This window comes from Enterococcus sp. DIV1421a, assembly GCF_051711025.1.
GTDB classification, from domain to species: domain Bacteria; phylum Bacillota; class Bacilli; order Lactobacillales; family Enterococcaceae; genus Enterococcus_B; species Enterococcus_B hirae.
In genome coordinates this window covers 281,844-299,161 of sequence record NZ_JBIOLU010000001.1, presented here as the reverse complement: position 1 = coordinate 299,161, position 17,318 = coordinate 281,844, and the positions used below count along the sequence as shown (strand labels likewise).

Genomic DNA, 17,318 nt, shown 5'->3' with positions numbered 1-17,318 from the left:
GAAAAAATGACTATTTCTGAAAAGAAATTTATGGAAGAACTCAAAAAAGAGGAACGCTTACCCTCAGAAGTACGAACCAAATTAGAAGCCACCTATGACTCTATACGAAAGGAGAAACAGGTTCCACTTAAAAACTACATAAAAAAACGGGGTTATTTGATAGCTGTTGCCGTATTTCTCATAAGTATCTGTTTGTATGCTTACTCACCCTTAGGCACTGCAACTGCTAATTTTTTACGGTTTGGGAAATTTACTTCTGAAACATTGAATCATGAAGGGTTTATTTCCAGCCAACAACTTACAGCTTATGATAAAAAAGCAGATATACAGTTAACAGAACTCTATGTAGATAAAAATGAACTAGGGTTACATTTTACTGTTCATCTTCCAAAAAACTCGGAGCTTTTAAACAAAAAATGGGAGAAATATGGATTAAATTTTGGGATCAAAAATGGGCAAGATCAGTATTTGATTGATTTTCGTTCAGGACTAGCAGAAGAAAAAGAAGACTTGTCGCTATTCCGTTCGATCAATGAGGAACAGAGCATTGATCGAGAAACAAACACATTGGAATTTATTTACAATCTACATCCTACAAAAACGGGCTCGGTTCCCTCTCTTGAAGAGACAACCATACAAATCAATGGCATCACAGCCTACAGAACAAGTGACCCAAAAGCATATTCTATTTTTAAAGGCGAATGGGAACTACCTATTGATACAAGTAAGATTAACTATTTTGATGAAATAAATTTTACTCCAAAAAATAATCACCTTTTACCGATTGAGCAAGCAATGGCATATCCTACTAATTTTGTCATTCGTTTTAAAGACGAACAAGACTTTTTGAAAAAGTTGCCAAAGCCAAAAAGTAATGCCGACAACAATATTCAATTAAAAATAGTAACTGAAAAGACGACAACCTATTACCCATATTCTAAATTTACTTCTGTTACTGAAGGGTCACATAACTATTGGGATATGACTTTTGACTATTCTGGATATGATCAACAAGCCTCGATTTATCTCGAATTGAAAGGAATCGGAGAAATTGAGTTAGAAAAATAGATCGGATTGTTGTAAATCCATCATGTTAGTTATAAAAAATGAGCAGAAGACAACTATCTTCTGCTTTAATTTTTTGGAATCACTTCTACAGAAACGATATCACCGATGTCTTTCTCAATTTTTTTACGAATATCTTTACGTATCCCTAAGATGTAGCAAATTGTTCCATCTTCGTTTTTCACCCCCATATTCACAATACTTCCCTCATATGCTACTCCATCAAATGTCGCTTGAACTTTGACTCGGCCTACACCAAACTCTTCTCTGAGATCATAAGGAAAAATGATATATGCGCCACCCTTGCCTATTTCAGAAGCATAAATTTTTGACTGAAAAGAATATTTTTTTTGCATTTCCCCACCCCTTTTTTGTTCAGTATAACAAAAAAAAGGACCCTCCACAGCTGATCGTTCAACTGTAGGGAGGAGCCCTTTTTGAAATTAACTGATTCTTGCACTTACTTGATTAGCTGACTATTTATTTGCTTTGACTTCTTCAACTAATTTCGTTAATGCTTGTTGTTGGAATTGCGTTGCTAATTCTTTTGACAATGTTGCTTGTTCTTCTGGCGTCATGGCTGGATTTTCAGTCATAGCTTTCATCAGACCTTCTTGTACAAAAGCCTTTGCGTCGCTTTCCATCGTACTTTGTTGTTCTTTTACTCGTTGCGCTAATGTTTTTGCTTGATCCGTACTTAATTCGATCCAATCAGCTGGAATTTTAAAGGTATTTACACGACTGGCATATTCGTGGTTATTATCCGCTAGATTGAACCAGAATTTATACATATCATTTTTATAGACCCAATAAGTTGTTTTTGCTACTTTTTGCGCTTGACCAGTCGTACGTTCTACTTTATTGGTTTCATTATCAGTACCGGTAGCTTTTGGTTTCTTTTGGTCTTCACTCGTACGGTAAAGGTAGACTTTTTCAGTTCCGTCACCTAACGCTTGATATAAAAGCATATTTGCACTATCTGAATCAGCACTTGATACGATGTTAGTGGTTTTCGTTTCAGTTACTTTTTCCATACCAAAATGGTTGGATAAATTAGCCACGATCAACCCTAAGGATGCCACAAAGACTAACCCAAAAAGTAATGATACAATTGTTTGCCAAGCTTTTTTTGCAAAGATATTCATTAGGGCAAAAGCCACTAAACTAATGATCAATACGAAAATAATCATGCTTTATCCCCCGCTTTCGCTAGAACAGGTTCTTTTCTCTTCAATAAGAAGGCAATCACAAAACCAATCACACCAAAGACGATCGCCACAAAGAATGCTGCGTGGTAACCAGATAATGTCGCATTGATCGCTTGGTCTTTATAAGTTAAAGGCGTGCTTTCTAAGACTGATTTTGCAGGTAGATTATCTTTTGTTACATTGGTCAATACACTGATCAAAATAGCTGTCCCAATCGAACTAGCAATTTGTCGGAAGGTATTGTTTACTGCAGTCCCATGACTGATCAGTTTGTTTGGTAAAGCATTCATACCAGATGTTGTTACTGGCATCATAACCATAGAGATCCCAAACATCCGAATCGCATAGAGAACAACAATATATAAAATAGGCGTTGTTTTTGTTAAGAAAGCAAATGGTGCTGTTGCAGCGGTTAGCACGAACATCCCGACAATCGCTAAACGTTTTGCACCGTGTTTATCAAAGATCGCACCTGTGATCGGCATCATCGCCCCCATAATCAAGGCACCGGGTAGTAACATCAAGCCAGAATGAAAAGCTGATTCACCACGGATATTTTGGATATATAGAGGAACAACCATTTCAGCACCGACCATCGCCATATTCGTTACACCAGCTAAAACTGCTGCAATTGTAAAGGTTGATGATTTAAATACACGCAGTTCCAAGAATGGATTTTCCAAACGAAGTTGGCGCCATGCAAATAAGGCAATAAATATTACCCCTACGATCAAGAAGCCGATCACTTTCGCACTGCCCCATCCAGCATCACCGACACTTGAAAAGCCATAAAGCAAACTACCAAATCCAATTGTTGAAAGGATAGCAGATAGAATATCGATACTTGGATTTGATAACGGAATAACGCTTCGCATCAAGAAAAAGGCTAAGACCAAAACTAAGACGACAATTGGTAAGACCATACCAAATAGATCACGCCAATGATAGTTATCAATAATATAACCTGATAATGTTGGTCCTAAAGCTGGAGCCAATCCAATAACGATCCCTGACATCCCCATGGCAGATCCTCTTTTTTCTGGTGGGAAAATCGATAACATAATATTTTGTAATAAAGGCATTGAAACACCCACACCACAGGCTTGGATCAAACGTCCAATCAATAAAGTACTAAAGTTAGGGGCAACAAAACAGGTAATTGTTCCGATTAAAAAGACTGACATTGCTGATAAATATAAACTTCTTGAACTAAATTTATTGATCAGCCAAGCAGTAATCGGAATCATGATTCCGTTAACCAATAAGAACCCTGTTGTTAGCCATTGAACACTTGATGCAGAGATATCAAAATCTTTCATCAGCGTAGGAAAAGCTGTAGTTAATAAGGTTTGATTTAATACCGTACAAAAGGTACCAATCAATAAAACGACAACTAATAGTGTCCGATTATATGGTTTGCCGTAAATATCTACGGGTTGATTTTTATTCATATTTCTCCTTCTTTCTGAATTCTTTCTGAAACCACTTGAATACTTTAGTCCTATTTCGTTCATTTGTCAACCTACTTGACACATAAGTTATCCCAAGTATAATTAAGGAAAGTTAGACAACAAAAGGAGGGACAAAAATGGTAGGAGCATCCCTGAAACGTTTATTAGAAAATGATCATTTACTGGTAGGAATCAGTGAACTAAGTGAAATTGTCGGTGTGTCTCCACGTCAGTTACGATATTGGGAACAAAAAGAATTCATTCGTTCCGTTTCTACTGGTGTGAATTGTCCTCGAAAATATCAATTACCTACTGTTATCAAGGTTGAGATTATCAAAAAATATTTAGATGAAGGCTATACGTTGAACAAATCAGCTGAAAAAGCCGAAGAACGTCTAAAAAAAATGAAGCATGTCCGCAAAGTTTTTTCCAAAGCAATCAAAGAAATCGAATTGATTGATGAAAGATATACTGTTTTATTAATCGGTGATTTCAAAGAGACAACTGAAGACTCAAAACTTTATATCATCCACGATGAAGCAACAGATGAACTCACGTATAAAATTGTCCCCGTAAGCGAAAAAATTGATTTCGAACAATTATTGAAAAATCTTTAAGCAATGGAAAATAAAATGTAGTCAAATATCCCAATTTCTCATGTGTTTTACCAAAACAGTTTAAGAAATTGACGATAATCGACTACATTTTTTGCTTCTTTTCTATCTTTTTCAGTTTGCTACTATCAATAAAATAAAAAATAAAATTTATTTTCTATTCTCTATTCCATTTATTATCTCTGTCTTTTTTGCTCTTCTAATACGCTCGTCAACCAATTCGCATATTCTGTTTCTCGATTGATCGCATGGGATAAAATCAAATAGTGCCCATAATTTTCTTCTTGTTCTTTTCTTGTTGGAAATATCCTCTCTTGGCGTGCCAATAGATGTGCTCGCTTTTCTTCATGGAGATCCCGTTGCTGCTCAATGATCTCTCTCAACATCGGATCATTCACATCTTTCACAAAATATAATTTCAACACAAACTCGTCTCGATTGACTGGTAATTCATTCGTTGGCGTCCGAATCCATTCGTTTAACAATGCCTTTCCTTCATCCGTTAATTGATAGACTTTCTTCTCCAATTTCATCCCTGTAATTTCAACTTCATGTTTGATGATCCCTCGTTCTTCCATTCTTGCTAATTCAGGATAAATTTGACTATGCTTCGCTTGCCAAAACTCACCGATTTCATTTTTGAACGATTGGTTTAATTCATAGCCTGTCATCTTTTTTTTACTCAACAATCCTAACAAAATATAGCGTAGCGTATTTTTTCTCGCCATGCTCTCTCCTCCTTGACAAATCCTTTTATTCATTCTATCATAATCACGTAATCAAAAACATGTACTTTATTACATGTTTTAATTTAAAAGGAGCTGTTGTTTCATGAAAGAATTTAAAGAACTAGAAGATTTTATCGGTACACACTTTATTTATACGTACGATAATGGTTGGGAATATGAATGGTATGCTAAAAATGACCATACTGTCGACTATCGAATTCACGGCGGAATGGTCAAAGGCCGTTGGGTCAAAGATCAAGAAGCAGATATCGTTAAGTTAACAGATGGCGTCTTCAAAATTACTTGGACTGAACCAACTGGTACTGACGTGGCCTTGGATTTCATGCCCAATGAAAAAAAATTACATGGAACGATTTTCTTTCCTAAATGGGTTGAAGAACATCCTGAGATCACAGTTACTTTCCAAAATGAACATATAGCTGAGATGGAAGCAGCACGTGAAAAATATGAAACTTATCCAAAATTGTTAGTACCAGAGTTCGCTAACATTACTTATATGGGCGCTGCTGGTCTCAATAATGAAGATGTCATTAGTGAAGCTCCTTATGAAGGAATGCCTAGTGATATCCGAGAAGGTCGTTATTTTGATAAAAACTATAAACGGATAAAATAAGAATCATTCGTAGATTTGACTATTAGTCTTATACGAATAGGGAAAAACAACCATAGCATCTCATACTATGGCTGTTTTTTTAATTAACTATTGATCTAAATAAAGCGAGCAACAAAGGATGTATTTTGAAAATTTCCTGTAATAATGATAATTTTTTTCATATTTTTTCGAATTTCTTGCCACTCTTTTAGGTAAGCTTTATGATTAAATAAGTTACACTATCAAAAAAGGAGTATGACAATTGAAAAAATATGTTCCGTATTTGACAATTTTACTATTTGCATTCTTATTTGTTATGCCAAATATCCTAACACATGACCTTATCATTGGAGCAGATGCACCATTTCATTATAACCGTTTTTACGATGCCGCTGAACAATTCGCTAATTGGGATTTCCATTATTTCCCTTCCATGTATGGATTTCAGCAAAGCGGGCGTATCGTCAATGCGATCTATGGTCCGTTGTTTGCTTATTTTCAAGGCTTGATCGTTTTAGTTTCAGGCAGTTGGTTCCACTATCAAATCTTATCAAACTTTATTCTCTTTGTGATTTCTGGTTGGTCGATGTTGACACTATTGAATTATGTACAGGTGAAAAAATGGGTCAGCATACCAATCTCGGTATTATTTATGACGACTTATTCCATTCAATATTGGGCAATCAATCAGGGCTTTACCAGTTGGGGCACCTGTTTTTATCCCTTATGCATGATTCCATTAGTGGACTTTGTTGTTCATAAAAAATTTCCTGTCTTGAAAGTTACCTTTTCAATTGCACTGATGACTCAGATCCACTTACTGTCCACCGTTATGTTGGTACTGATGTATATCCCTTTTTATCTTTATTATTTCTTTACTCAGACAGAAAAAGGCAAAGCAATCGGGCAACTGATCAAATCTGTCCTCTTTTATTTTGTACTAACAGCAAATATTTGGGCAGGATTAGCTATCGTCTATGGTGGAAATAAGATTTTGCCACCTTTTGTCAACCGAGAAATGAGCCAAAAAGCAATCAATCTGGATGGCAGCTATTGGCTAGCGTATCCCAAGATTTTTCCAATTTTTTTATTGATCGGACTAATACTGTATCTTCTTTTCCGCCGTCACTACGACATTTTTACAAAGTTACTTTTACGCACAAGTCTTGGATTCTTCCTACTTTCAACCAGTTTGATCCCTTGGACAACACTAGTGGAAAAAGAGGTACCTTTCGTAAGCTTGATCCAGTTTCCTTTTCGTTTCTTTGTCCCATTTACCTTGCTCTTTCTACTCTTTTTAGCACTTGCGCTAAATCAATGGGAAAAGAAAAATTGGTATCGTGCGTTGAGTGTCCTATTTCTCTTTGTCGCTTCTGCACAAACGATCCAAAACCTCTATCAGCATCTGGATAAATGGCAAGACGAAACATTTGTCAGCCGTCACACGTATCTCTTTGATACACCAGCAGAGGCAAGAAAAACATTTTATGACCATGATATGTCTACTAGTTTATTCGTTTTTCAAAAGACAACACCCGATTATCTACCAATCTATCATGAAACTAAAGCAAATAAATATGATCGCTATAATGAAGAAATCTTGGAAGGAGAAACCACGTTCATTAAATCTCATCCTGGAGGACGTTTAACGATCAAATGGAAAAACACTGGGGAAGAAACTGTCCATTTACCAGTCATTGTCTATGACCGCACAGTGTTACTGCAACACGGCAAAAAATTGACAGATTATCAATTAACAGATATCGGTACTCCTATCGTCAAACAGCACAATGGAATCAATGAGATCACTCTCTATTATGATTTACCAATTTTCTTTTACTTTGTGATGGCATTCTTCCTGATTGGTTGGTTCGTTTTGATCGGACTCTTTGTCAAAAATCGTTACCAGGTTGGGAGGATAACTAAAAAATAAGGGACTTGCTTCTGTGGATCAAAAAGAGAAATTCTCAACACGGAAGCTGTCTCTTTTTTATACCTTTTTATAAAATAGCAAACAAATCGTCAAATATAGTAGTCCTAATAAACGAATCGTGTTAGTAGCTACTTTTTTTTCTAAACATAAGAAAAAATATTTATTTACTCTCTTCTTTTATAAACTATACTAGAATACAGAAAAGAAGGAGTGATACATATGCCTCAAACAACGAATCGACAATTGACTTTGAAAAAAAAAATCGGACATGCTTTTGTTCATCAATCTACGAATACTACCCTTAATACTGAGTCTCACCTTGAAATGATACTTAAAGATCTACCTGAGGATTCGCTATCAATTAAAGAATCAACTAATGAACAGCTGTATGAGCTGCCAAATAGTAAGACTGAGCCGCTATATGTAACTGTAATTGGTGATCGATCACCTACGCCCATTTCAAATGTTCGGTCAACGAGTGAATCAACTTGTATTAATGACCAAGATTATTCTAAAAGAAATACCATTTTAGACATTTTAAAAAAAACTGCAAACTCTCCTGAAGAGGTAAAAGAGCTGACAAGCATCATAGAGCAGTTAATTAATGAACTGCCACATCGTGAGCCTAGCGGTGAAGTTCTGCAACCTCATGAGCCTAAAATCAAAGATTCCCTCGTTGTACTTTTGAATCTTTTAGATAACTTGCCAATTCTAACCGATTCCGATAAAGATCGATTTATAGACCATTTTGATATTTTACATGAGGAAGTACTACATAATACCAATTTACAAAAAAATACACCGGTAACTAAAGAGTCCGACTCCTTGAAAAATGTCCGAGAATTCATTTCTGCCAATCGGAAAAAAAGTCCAGCCGAGTTAAAAAAACAATGCAGAGACCAAAGAAACAGAGAATTTTATTGCCTTCCTCCTTGGTGCTTCCCATCGCACTAACAGTCATTTCATTATCTAATCAAATTTCTGCACGTAGCTGAAGCTGCTGCAATCAAAAAGACCCATGGAAAGAAAGGATTTATCCATTTTTCTTTCCACGGGTCTTTTTGATCATTTTTATTGAATGGGGCTGACCGTTATCTCTACTCCATAATGGTCACTTACAATGATTTCTTGTTTTCCATCAAAAATACTACGATAAAAAGGAACTGAGAATTCCTGTGGTACATAGATATAATCGATTCTTAACTGCTCTGTATTCGTTTCCCATCCATCGATTTTCTGTTCAATGGTTGCCTGACCATGAACTTCTTGGGCAACAGTATAGGAATCGACAATCGCAAGAGGGCTTTTTTCAACCAAGCGATAGCCTGCCTCTCCTGCTGGGTTGTTAAAATCCCCCATTAAAAACAGCGGATTTGAGAGATTAGCTAAGTGTTCCATCAAGCAATGCCATTCAAAAGCAAAGCCCTTCGTTTCATCTATCCACCAAGAAAAATGACAGCTTGCTAGAGTGATTGTTTGGTCATCGATCATCGTCTGACAGATCAAAATTTTCCGAGTGTGGTAATCCTCTTTTTGCTTTGTTTCAGAAACATAGATTGCTTCACTGGTTAGTGGTGTCTTAGAAAGCAGCGCATTCCCCTCTTCATAAATCCCATAACCGACATGACTCATTTCCCAACTCCAATAATAGTCTTTCCCTTGTTTGGCTAAGTAGCGCACCAAACAATAAGCAAAATTATCGACATGGACGGGCGATTGTTCTATAACTGGACAAAATTTGTTTAATTCTTCATTCACGATACTTTCGGAAGTGATTAATTGATTGACTTCTTGTAAAGCAATCACATCATAATCTGCTTGACAGATTTTATCTACGATCTGGCGCATCTTTTCTTCTGGTGATTCTTCTAACCAGCTATGTGTATTCAAAGTCATCATCTTCATCTTCAATTCTCCTTATTTATTAAAACTTACTTCATTTCTTTTATGATAGGATAGCCATGGATTATTAGCTGTGATTGTTTACCCGCTCGCAGATATTCAAAAAAATAAGTCTGAGAACTCAAAAACGAAGTATAGCGTTTTCGTGTTTTCAGACTTATTTGAGAAACAGAAAAACTGACTATCGGGAACCAAATAAGGAATTAAATTTGGTACTGGTCATCTTACTCATTATTGTTGAGTCACTTTATAATGATCACAGTTTTATTTCGCCAATTACTGTTCTTAATTCCGTTGGTCCTAAATGTTTGAGAATCATTTCATTGACTTTCCCATCTGTAAATACCACCATAATCGTTATATCTTTTCCTTCATTTTTGATTTCGGTTAGATTCATTTGTGCCAGTTTTGCTCCTGCTTCAACGGTTTGACCTTCTGTTACCAGGATTTCAAAAGCTGGTTGATCCATTTGGACTGTGTCGATTCCCATATGGATTAGTACTTCTGCACCTTCTTCTGTTTCCATTCCAATAGCATGTTTGGTTGGAAAAATACTAACTACTTTCCCAGTAATAGGTGCCACAACTTCACCAGTCGTTGGAATAACAGCAAAGCCATCCCCCATCATTTTCTTTGAAAAAACAGGATCATTGACTGTTGCCAAGTCTATCACTTCACCAGCTGCTACAGTCTGCAACTCTTTTCGTATACCTAACGTTTGATTATTAGCTGTTTCTTTTTCAACAACAACTTCTCCTACTGGAGCTGGGATAGGCGCCCCCGATTGAAGCAAATCTTCGATATCTGATTTTAATACATCGGCTTTTGGACCATAGACAGCTTGTACACCATTATCTTTGACGATTAGCCCCATAGCGCCTGCACGTTTCCATTCTTCTTCTGAACCTACTTTCTCACGATCAGCTACACTCACACGTAACCGTGTCATACATGCATCTACATCTTTGATATTATCTTTCCCGCCTAATAAGTGAATGATTTTGATGATTTGTGGGTTTGACGTGCCAGCTTGGACTGTCGTTTGTTCTCCATTCCCATTGCTATCGTTACTGTCACTATCATAATTACCATTACGCCCTGGTGTAGCAAAATTGAATTTTTTGATCATGAAGTTTGCCACAAAGTACGTAACGACTCCAAACAAAATGACGCAAATGACGAAGTTAAGCAAATCGCCACCAAGTCCCGCTTTCATCGCTAGAGGAGTTCTAGTTAACAATTCGATGTTTCCAAAGGAATGAACACGTAACGGTAATAAATCTGCCATTGCAAATGCTGCCCCTTGGATCACAGAATAAACAATATAAAGTGGAACTGCAGCAAACATAAACATAAATTCTAATGGTTCAGTAACCCCTGTTAGAAAAACAGCTAATGCAGCTGAGAAATACATGGAACGATAGCGTGCTTTTTTATCAAGATCAACATTTCGATACATAGCTAAAGCTAACCCCATCAAAATACCAGAAGAACCAATCATTTGCCCCACTTTAAAACGAGCTGGTGTCCAGTTGTTCAACACAAATTCATACTGTGATAAATCCCCCGCACCTTTTAAATTCACCAAATCAGTAGCCCAAGCTAACCATAAAGGATCTTGTCCAAAGACTTGCGTTCCTGCTTGTGCACCAGATAAGATTTCATACGTGCCACCTAATTGCGTATAATTGATCGGAATCGTCAACATATGATGCAAACCAAAAGGTAACAATAATCTTTCTAAGGTACCATAAAGAAATGGCGCTAAAACCGGTGCACTTTCTTGTGACTGAGCGATCCAAAGACCAAAATTATTAATACCTGCTTGGACATTTGGCCAGACAACAGCCAATACTAAAGCTACAATCGTTGACCAAAGAATCACTACAAATGGAACAAATCGTTTTCCATTAAAGAAAGATAACGCATCAGGTAATTTACGATAATTGTAATATTTATTATAGGCCATTGCACCAACAAAACCAGCAATAATCCCTACAAACACGCCCATATTCAACGCAGGTGCCTCTAATACGCTAGTAAAAAATCCTTTGACCATGATCTTCGTGCCAAATAATGTATGGGTAAAGGCATCTTCATTTGCTAGCATCTCACTCGTCACTCCGAAAATCGCTCCCGTGATCCGGTTGATCAAAACAAATGAGATCCCTGCTGCAAAAGCACCACCTGCACGCTCTTTTGCCCAACTTCCACCTATTGCTAAAGCAAACAACAGATGTAAATTCCCGATGATCGCCCAACCAATATTTTCAATGACACCACCCGTTGTTACTAAAAAAGCTAAATCGGGATCAATCAATGGAATAGATTTCCCGATACTGATCATCAAACCCGCAGCTGGCATCACTGCCACAACAACCATTAAAGCTTTCCCAAATTTTTGCCAAAACTCAAAATTAAATAATTTCTTCATAACTCCTACTCTCCTTTATGCAATCGGTTTCGTTGTTAGTTATTATAGCCCTTGTTTCTTTTTTTGTAAATGCTTTATTTTTGATTTTATTCACTTTCCACCCAAACAGTCGCTATCAGAAGAATCATTTTCTTTTCGCATTTAGTAGTAACTTATTAACAAAACAGTTAATGTTTTCCAGGAAAATTATCTTTTCATTTCTTTGTTTTAAATCCCCGCTAAAAAATTCTGCTTTATTTATATTGACTTACGCAATCGGTTGCGTTTATTATAAACGTATCAATGAAATTATCTAGGAGGAGTACAATGAAACAAATCAAGCGCCTATTTCAAATTGATCCTTGGAAGATCAGCACCAACACATTAGATCGGGAAAATCTCCGTTTACAGGAATCTTTAACTAGTATTGGTAACGGATACATGGGCATGCGAGGGAATTTTGAAGAAGCCTATTCAGGTGATCATCATCAAGGAACTTATTTAGCTGGGGTTTGGTACCCCGATAAGACTCGTGTTGGCTGGTGGAAAAATGGCTATCCCGAATATTTTGGCAAAGTGATTAATGCAATCAATTTTATTGCCATGGATATCTATATCGATGAGCAATTATTAGACCTTGCTACAATCGAACCAGAAGACTTTTATTGGGAATTGAATATGAAAAACGGCGTGTTATCACGTAGTTACACAGTAACGACTGCAACTAACAAACTAAAGATCACCTTTGAACGTTTTTTAAGTATCGTCAAAAGCGAAACTGCTTATATTCGTTTAACAGTTACGATGCTCGAAGGAAATGGCACGGTCAAAGTCATCTCTAAATTGGATAGTAACGTTCAAAATGAAGATAGTAACTATGATGAACATTTTTGGAATGAAATCGGTCGAGGTACTTCTGATGAAACAGCCTACTTAATGACCAAAACGATTCCAAATAATTTTGCGATCGAACAATTTACCGTAACAGCTGCCATGAGACATTTCGTGAATGAAGAATTAGCGCAACCAATTTACCACGAAGATACATTAGCAGTCCTTGGGGAATTTTCTTTCGACTTAACAACGAATCAATCCGTGACACTTGATAAAGAAGTGCTTGTATTGACGAGCCGTGACATTCCCGAAGCACAGCAAGTCCAACAGATCCTCCAAGAATTTAGTGACTTACAAAGTCATTATCTGCAAGCAAAAGCAGAACAAACCACTGCTTGGAGCAAACGTTGGGCACTGGCTGATGTGGTGATCGAAGGTGACGAGGAAGCACAGCAAGGGATTCGTTTCAATCTTTTCCAACTATTTTCTACTTACTACGGCGAAGATGAACGTTTGAATATTGGACCCAAAGGCTTTACAGGAGAAAAATACGGAGGTGCTACTTATTGGGATACGGAAGCTTACGCTGTCCCCTTATATCTTGCTTTAGCAAAACCTGAAGTGACAAAAAATCTGCTTAAATATCGCCATAATCAATTGCCACAAGCTATTCATAATGCCCAACAACAAGGATTAAAAGGCGCTTTGTACCCAATGGTTACTTTTACAGGAGTCGAATGCCACAACGAATGGGAAATTACCTTTGAAGAGATCCATCGTAACGGTGCGATTGCTTATGCGATTTACAACTATACGAACTACACAGGTGACACCGATTATTTGAAAAAAGAAGGGTTAGAAGTATTAGTTGAGATTGCTCGTTTTTGGGCAGATCGGGTTCATTTTTCAAAACGTCATAACAAATATATGATCCATGGCGTGACTGGTCCGAATGAATATGAAAACAACATCAATAACAACTGGTATACCAATACGATAGCTTGCTGGGTATTAACGTATACCCGGGAAAACTATTTAAAATTCCAAACAGAAACTACTGTAACGATCACTGACGAAGAACTAACGAATTGGCAAACCATTGCAGAAAATATGTATTTTCCTAAAGATGAAGAATTAGGTATTTTTGTCCAACATGATACATTTTTAGATAAAGAATTATTGCCGGTATCAGAGCTATCTCCTAGCGAGCTTCCATTAAACCAACATTGGTCTTGGGACAAAATTTTGCGTTCTTGTTTCATTAAGCAGGCGGATGTGCTACAAGGAATCTATTTCTTCAACGACTCGTTTAGTAAAGAAGAAAAACAACGAAACTTTGATTTTTACGAACCAATGACCGTTCATGAGTCTTCCCTTTCACCAAGCATCCATGCCATTTTAGCTGCTGAATTAGGTATGGAGGATAAGGCAGTGGAAATGTATCAACGGACAGCCCGCCTTGATTTAGATAATTATAATAACGATACCGAAGACGGCTTACACATCACGTCGATGACTGGTAGTTGGCTCGCAATCGTCCAAGGATTCGCTCAAATGAAAACAGATCACGAACAGTTACGTTTTGCTCCTTTCTTACCAAACACGTGGACAGCCTACTCCTTCCATGTGAATTATCGTGGTCGTTTATTATTTGTTTCGGTGTCTAGTGAACAGGTGCAATTGACCTTAGTATCAGGCGAAAGTTGCCCATTAAAGGTGTACGAAAAAACGTATCTTTTAGAAGACCAGTTAAAGGTACCTTTGCGTAAGGAGGAATTAGATGTTTAAAGGAGTTTTGTTTGACTTAGATGGGGTGATTACAGATACTGCGGAGTTTCATTATCGCGCTTGGAAAAAATTAGGTCAGGAAATCGGTGTTCCCATTGATCGAACATTCAACGAACAATTGAAAGGGGTTAGTCGAGAAGATTCACTTCGCTTATTGCTTTCCTACGGACAAAAAGAAAGTGAGTTTTCCCCACAAGAATTTCAAGAATTAGCGCACAGAAAAAATGAGTACTATCTTGAAATGATTCAAGCGATCACGCCTACAGATGTTTTTCCAGGGATATTGCCATTACTTGAAGAATTGAGAGCAAACAAGATCAAGATTGCCCTTGCTTCAGCTAGTAAAAACGCACCTTTCCTCCTTGCTAAAATGGCATTAACGCCATTTTTCGATGCAATTGCCGATCCTGCAACGATCAAACTGGGTAAGCCGGCTCCCGATATTTTCTTATTGGCCGCAAAAGAAATTGGCTTATCCCCACAAGAATGCATCGGGATCGAAGATGCACAATCTGGGATCAAAGCAATCCGTGCTAGCGGGGCATTTCCAATTGGTGTTGGACGAATAGAAGATCTTGGAAAAGATATCCCAGTCGTACCTGATACGACTTGCCTTACACTAGACTATTTAAAAAATGAGTGGACACAGTATGTCTAAACCTTCCATCACTGTGATCCCCATTCCCAACACCAACTTGAAGCAAATCACATTGAAGAACGACGAACTCACAGTCGTTCTTCTCAACTACGGGGCAAGGCTTCATCAAATTCTAGCTCCAGATAAAAATGGTCACTTAGAAAATGTCTTATTATCTTATGATTCCTTAGAAGACGTTTTAAAAGATCAAAGCTATTTTGGGGCAACGATTGGACCAGTCGCTGGCAGAATTAAAAATGGCTCTTGGGCTGATCATCAGCTAGAAAAAAACGAAGGAAATCACCATATCCATGGTGGTTCAAACGGTTGGGCATTTCAGTATTGGGAGGTAGAAGTTTTTGAGACTCCTACAGCGATCGGTGTTGTTTTTTATTTGCAGGATACTTTTTCCGGTTATCCCGGTCCGATCACCGCAACCGTTACGTATCAGATTGTTCAAAATAAATTAGAAATGATCACCAAGACAAGCAGCTCGACTGAAACCATCTGCAACCCAACGAATCATGCGTATTTCAATCTTTCTGGCAATGGCAAACGAGATATCTACGATCATGAACTAACGATCCAAACAGATGGAATATTAGCCTTAGATCACGAAAAAATACCAACTGGTGAAGTGATCGCTCTCAGCGACTTACCGCTTAATTTTAAACACCCACATTCGCTAATGGAAATTTTAACGAATGATCCAAACGGACTAGATGATGCTTTTGTTTTAAGTACGCCTAAACGAACGAAGAAAATACTTACCTTGACCGAAAAGCAAGCTGGTCGCCAGTTGTCTATAGCAACGACGAGCAAAAGTATGGTATTATTTTCTACGACTGGATTTGAAGCAGATTTTTTAATCAATGGCCAAAAAATGCACTCAAATTATGGGTTGGCAATTGAACCACAAGAACTTCCTGATGCCGTTCATTTCCCTGAATTTGGGTCAATCGCATTATATCCGGGACAAGAAAAAATTTGCTCTACCACTTATCAATTTCATCGTTTAAATGAAAAGCAAGTCTAGAAAAGAGGTGTATCGTTTATGGCGATCACAGTGAAGGATGTAGCCAAAAAAGCTGGTGTTGCGACCTCGACTGTTTCACGGGTCATCAATGACCATCCAAGCATCTCAGAGGCAACCAAAAAGAAAGTACGAAAAGTCATGGATGAACTAGGCTATGTACCAAATATCACTGCTAGAAATCTAGGGAAAAGAATTTCTAGCGCAATTGGCGTCATTCTCCCACCCCTTGATTCAAAAGAACGGATTGGGAATCCTTTTTATCTTGAGATCATGGAAGCGATCAATGAAGAAGCACGCCGTTATGATCTGACAACTGCTATAGCAACAGCCAAAAATTTTGATACTTTATTAGAAAACGTGCAACGGATGCATCTGCAAAAACAAGTCGATGGGTTTATTTTAGTTTATTCCGACAGTGAAGATCCTGTCATAGATTATCTCTATACGAATGAGATTCCTTTCACTTTGATTGGTCAGCCTTACCGACATGAGAATGAAATCATTTATGTCGATAATGATAACCAATTATTAGGTAAACAAGCCACGGATTTCTTGATTCAAAACGGTCATGAAAGCATTCTTTTCGTAACCAATACAACCCACGAGAGCCTTTACTTCGAACGTTATTTTGGCTACCAAAAAGCCTTGATGCTAGCTGGACTTACAGTTCATCCTAGTGTAGTGATCGAACAACCCGAAGATTATTTAGCTTTTGATGCCATTTTGAAAAAGTCCCAAGCAACAGCGCTGGTAGTCATTGACGATATTTTTGCCTTACGAACGATGCAACTAGCACAGATGTATGGCTATCGAATTCCTGATACCCTATCGATCATCAGCTTCAATAACTCTATTTTCGCTACATTGACTCACCCTTATTTAACCAGTATCGATATCGATATTTCTGAATTAGGAAGGGTTGCGATGCAAAAATTATACGAATTGATCCATGATGAAATCAGCAGCGGTGTTCGTTTAGTCATTCCTCATCAACTCGTCAAACGAGAAACCGTCGTACCTCGCTTACAAGAAAAAAAATAAAACAACTGTTGAACACACAAATAAACTATTTGTAGTGTCTTCAGTTGTTTTTTTA

The 17,318-nt window shown here is 37.4% G+C and carries 15 protein-coding genes; 9 read left to right on the top strand and 6 right to left on the bottom strand.

Annotated features, from left to right (window positions below; genetic code table 11):
* Window positions 1-6 precede the first annotated feature (6 nt).
* Window positions 7-1,068, top strand: a complete 1,062-nt coding sequence (locus tag IGK21_RS01395; RefSeq protein WP_181914779.1) for a hypothetical protein — start codon at window positions 7-9, stop codon at window positions 1,066-1,068.
* Between the two features lie 65 nt (window positions 1,069-1,133).
* Here the strand turns inward: IGK21_RS01395 and IGK21_RS01390 are convergent, their stop codons facing one another.
* The 3 genes from IGK21_RS01390 to IGK21_RS01380 all read right to left on the bottom strand — a co-directional run bounded on the left by IGK21_RS01390 (window position 1,134) and on the right by IGK21_RS01380 (window position 3,724).
* Window positions 1,134-1,421 (bottom strand): DUF1905 domain-containing protein, encoded by a 288-nt coding sequence (locus IGK21_RS01390; protein ID WP_034699260.1) that lies wholly within the window; start codon window positions 1,419-1,421, stop codon window positions 1,134-1,136.
* Window positions 1,422-1,541: 120 nt separating this feature from the next.
* A complete protein-coding gene (locus IGK21_RS01385) occupies window positions 1,542-2,255 on the bottom strand; it encodes a DUF4811 domain-containing protein (protein ID WP_010736929.1) in 714 nt (237 codons plus the stop codon).
* A complete protein-coding gene (locus tag IGK21_RS01380; RefSeq protein ID WP_034699264.1) occupies window positions 2,252-3,724 on the bottom strand; it encodes an MDR family MFS transporter in 1,473 nt (490 codons plus the stop codon). The genes IGK21_RS01385 and IGK21_RS01380 overlap by 4 nt, the downstream gene beginning before the upstream one ends.
* 137 nt (window positions 3,725-3,861) lie before the next feature.
* On the opposite strand from IGK21_RS01380, the gene IGK21_RS01375 reads away from it, so the two are divergent.
* On the top strand, window positions 3,862-4,341 hold the full coding sequence (locus IGK21_RS01375) for a MerR family transcriptional regulator (protein WP_010720251.1): 480 nt from the start codon (window positions 3,862-3,864) through the stop codon (window positions 4,339-4,341).
* Between the two features lie 173 nt (window positions 4,342-4,514).
* On the opposite strand, the gene IGK21_RS01370 is transcribed toward IGK21_RS01375, so the two are convergent.
* Window positions 4,515-5,066 carry a PadR family transcriptional regulator gene (locus tag IGK21_RS01370; RefSeq protein ID WP_034699266.1) on the bottom strand — a complete coding sequence of 184 codons (552 nt, stop codon included), beginning with the start codon at window positions 5,064-5,066 and terminating at the stop codon, window positions 4,515-4,517.
* 103 nt (window positions 5,067-5,169) lie between these two features.
* On the opposite strand from IGK21_RS01370, the gene IGK21_RS01365 reads away from it, so the two are divergent.
* The 3 genes from IGK21_RS01365 (at window position 5,170) to IGK21_RS01355 (ending at window position 8,566) form a co-directional block, all read left to right on the top strand.
* A complete protein-coding gene (locus IGK21_RS01365; protein WP_010720253.1) occupies window positions 5,170-5,700 on the top strand; it encodes a phenolic acid decarboxylase in 531 nt (176 codons plus the stop codon).
* A gap of 295 nt (window positions 5,701-5,995) precedes the next feature.
* A complete protein-coding gene (locus IGK21_RS01360) occupies window positions 5,996-7,612 on the top strand; it encodes a hypothetical protein (RefSeq protein ID WP_371126270.1) in 1,617 nt (538 codons plus the stop codon).
* Between the two features lie 219 nt (window positions 7,613-7,831).
* Complete coding sequence (locus tag IGK21_RS01355; RefSeq protein ID WP_034866747.1) at window positions 7,832-8,566, top strand: hypothetical protein; 735 nt, start codon at window positions 7,832-7,834, stop codon at window positions 8,564-8,566.
* 117 nt (window positions 8,567-8,683) lie between these two features.
* Here the strand turns inward: IGK21_RS01355 and IGK21_RS01350 are convergent, their stop codons facing one another.
* Complete coding sequence (locus tag IGK21_RS01350) at window positions 8,684-9,517, bottom strand: endonuclease/exonuclease/phosphatase family protein (RefSeq protein WP_010736923.1); 834 nt, start codon at window positions 9,515-9,517, stop codon at window positions 8,684-8,686.
* A gap of 253 nt (window positions 9,518-9,770) precedes the next feature.
* Window positions 9,771-11,948, bottom strand: a complete 2,178-nt coding sequence (locus IGK21_RS01345; RefSeq protein WP_181914778.1) for a PTS transporter subunit IIBC — start codon at window positions 11,946-11,948, stop codon at window positions 9,771-9,773.
* A 306-nt stretch (window positions 11,949-12,254) separates the two neighbouring features.
* Between IGK21_RS01345 and IGK21_RS01340 the strand changes: the two genes are divergently transcribed.
* Genes IGK21_RS01340 through IGK21_RS01325 form a run of 4 tightly spaced genes read left to right on the top strand, consistent with a single transcriptional unit; the run spans window position 12,255 to window position 17,263 of the window.
* Window positions 12,255-14,549 carry a glycoside hydrolase family 65 protein gene (locus IGK21_RS01340; RefSeq protein WP_181918526.1) on the top strand — a complete coding sequence of 765 codons (2,295 nt, stop codon included), beginning with the start codon at window positions 12,255-12,257 and terminating at the stop codon, window positions 14,547-14,549.
* Window positions 14,542-15,207 (top strand): beta-phosphoglucomutase, encoded by a 666-nt coding sequence (pgmB, locus tag IGK21_RS01335; protein ID WP_181914777.1) that lies wholly within the window; start codon window positions 14,542-14,544, stop codon window positions 15,205-15,207. Before IGK21_RS01340 ends, pgmB begins: the two co-directional genes overlap by 8 nt.
* Window positions 15,200-16,222 (top strand): aldose epimerase family protein, encoded by a 1,023-nt coding sequence (locus IGK21_RS01330; protein WP_181914776.1) that lies wholly within the window; start codon window positions 15,200-15,202, stop codon window positions 16,220-16,222. Before pgmB ends, IGK21_RS01330 begins: the two co-directional genes overlap by 8 nt.
* Before the next feature lie 18 nt (window positions 16,223-16,240).
* Window positions 16,241-17,263, top strand: coding sequence for a LacI family DNA-binding transcriptional regulator (locus IGK21_RS01325; protein ID WP_081128226.1), 1,023 nt, complete (start codon window positions 16,241-16,243; stop codon window positions 17,261-17,263).
* The last annotated feature ends 55 nt before the right edge of the window (window positions 17,264-17,318 follow it).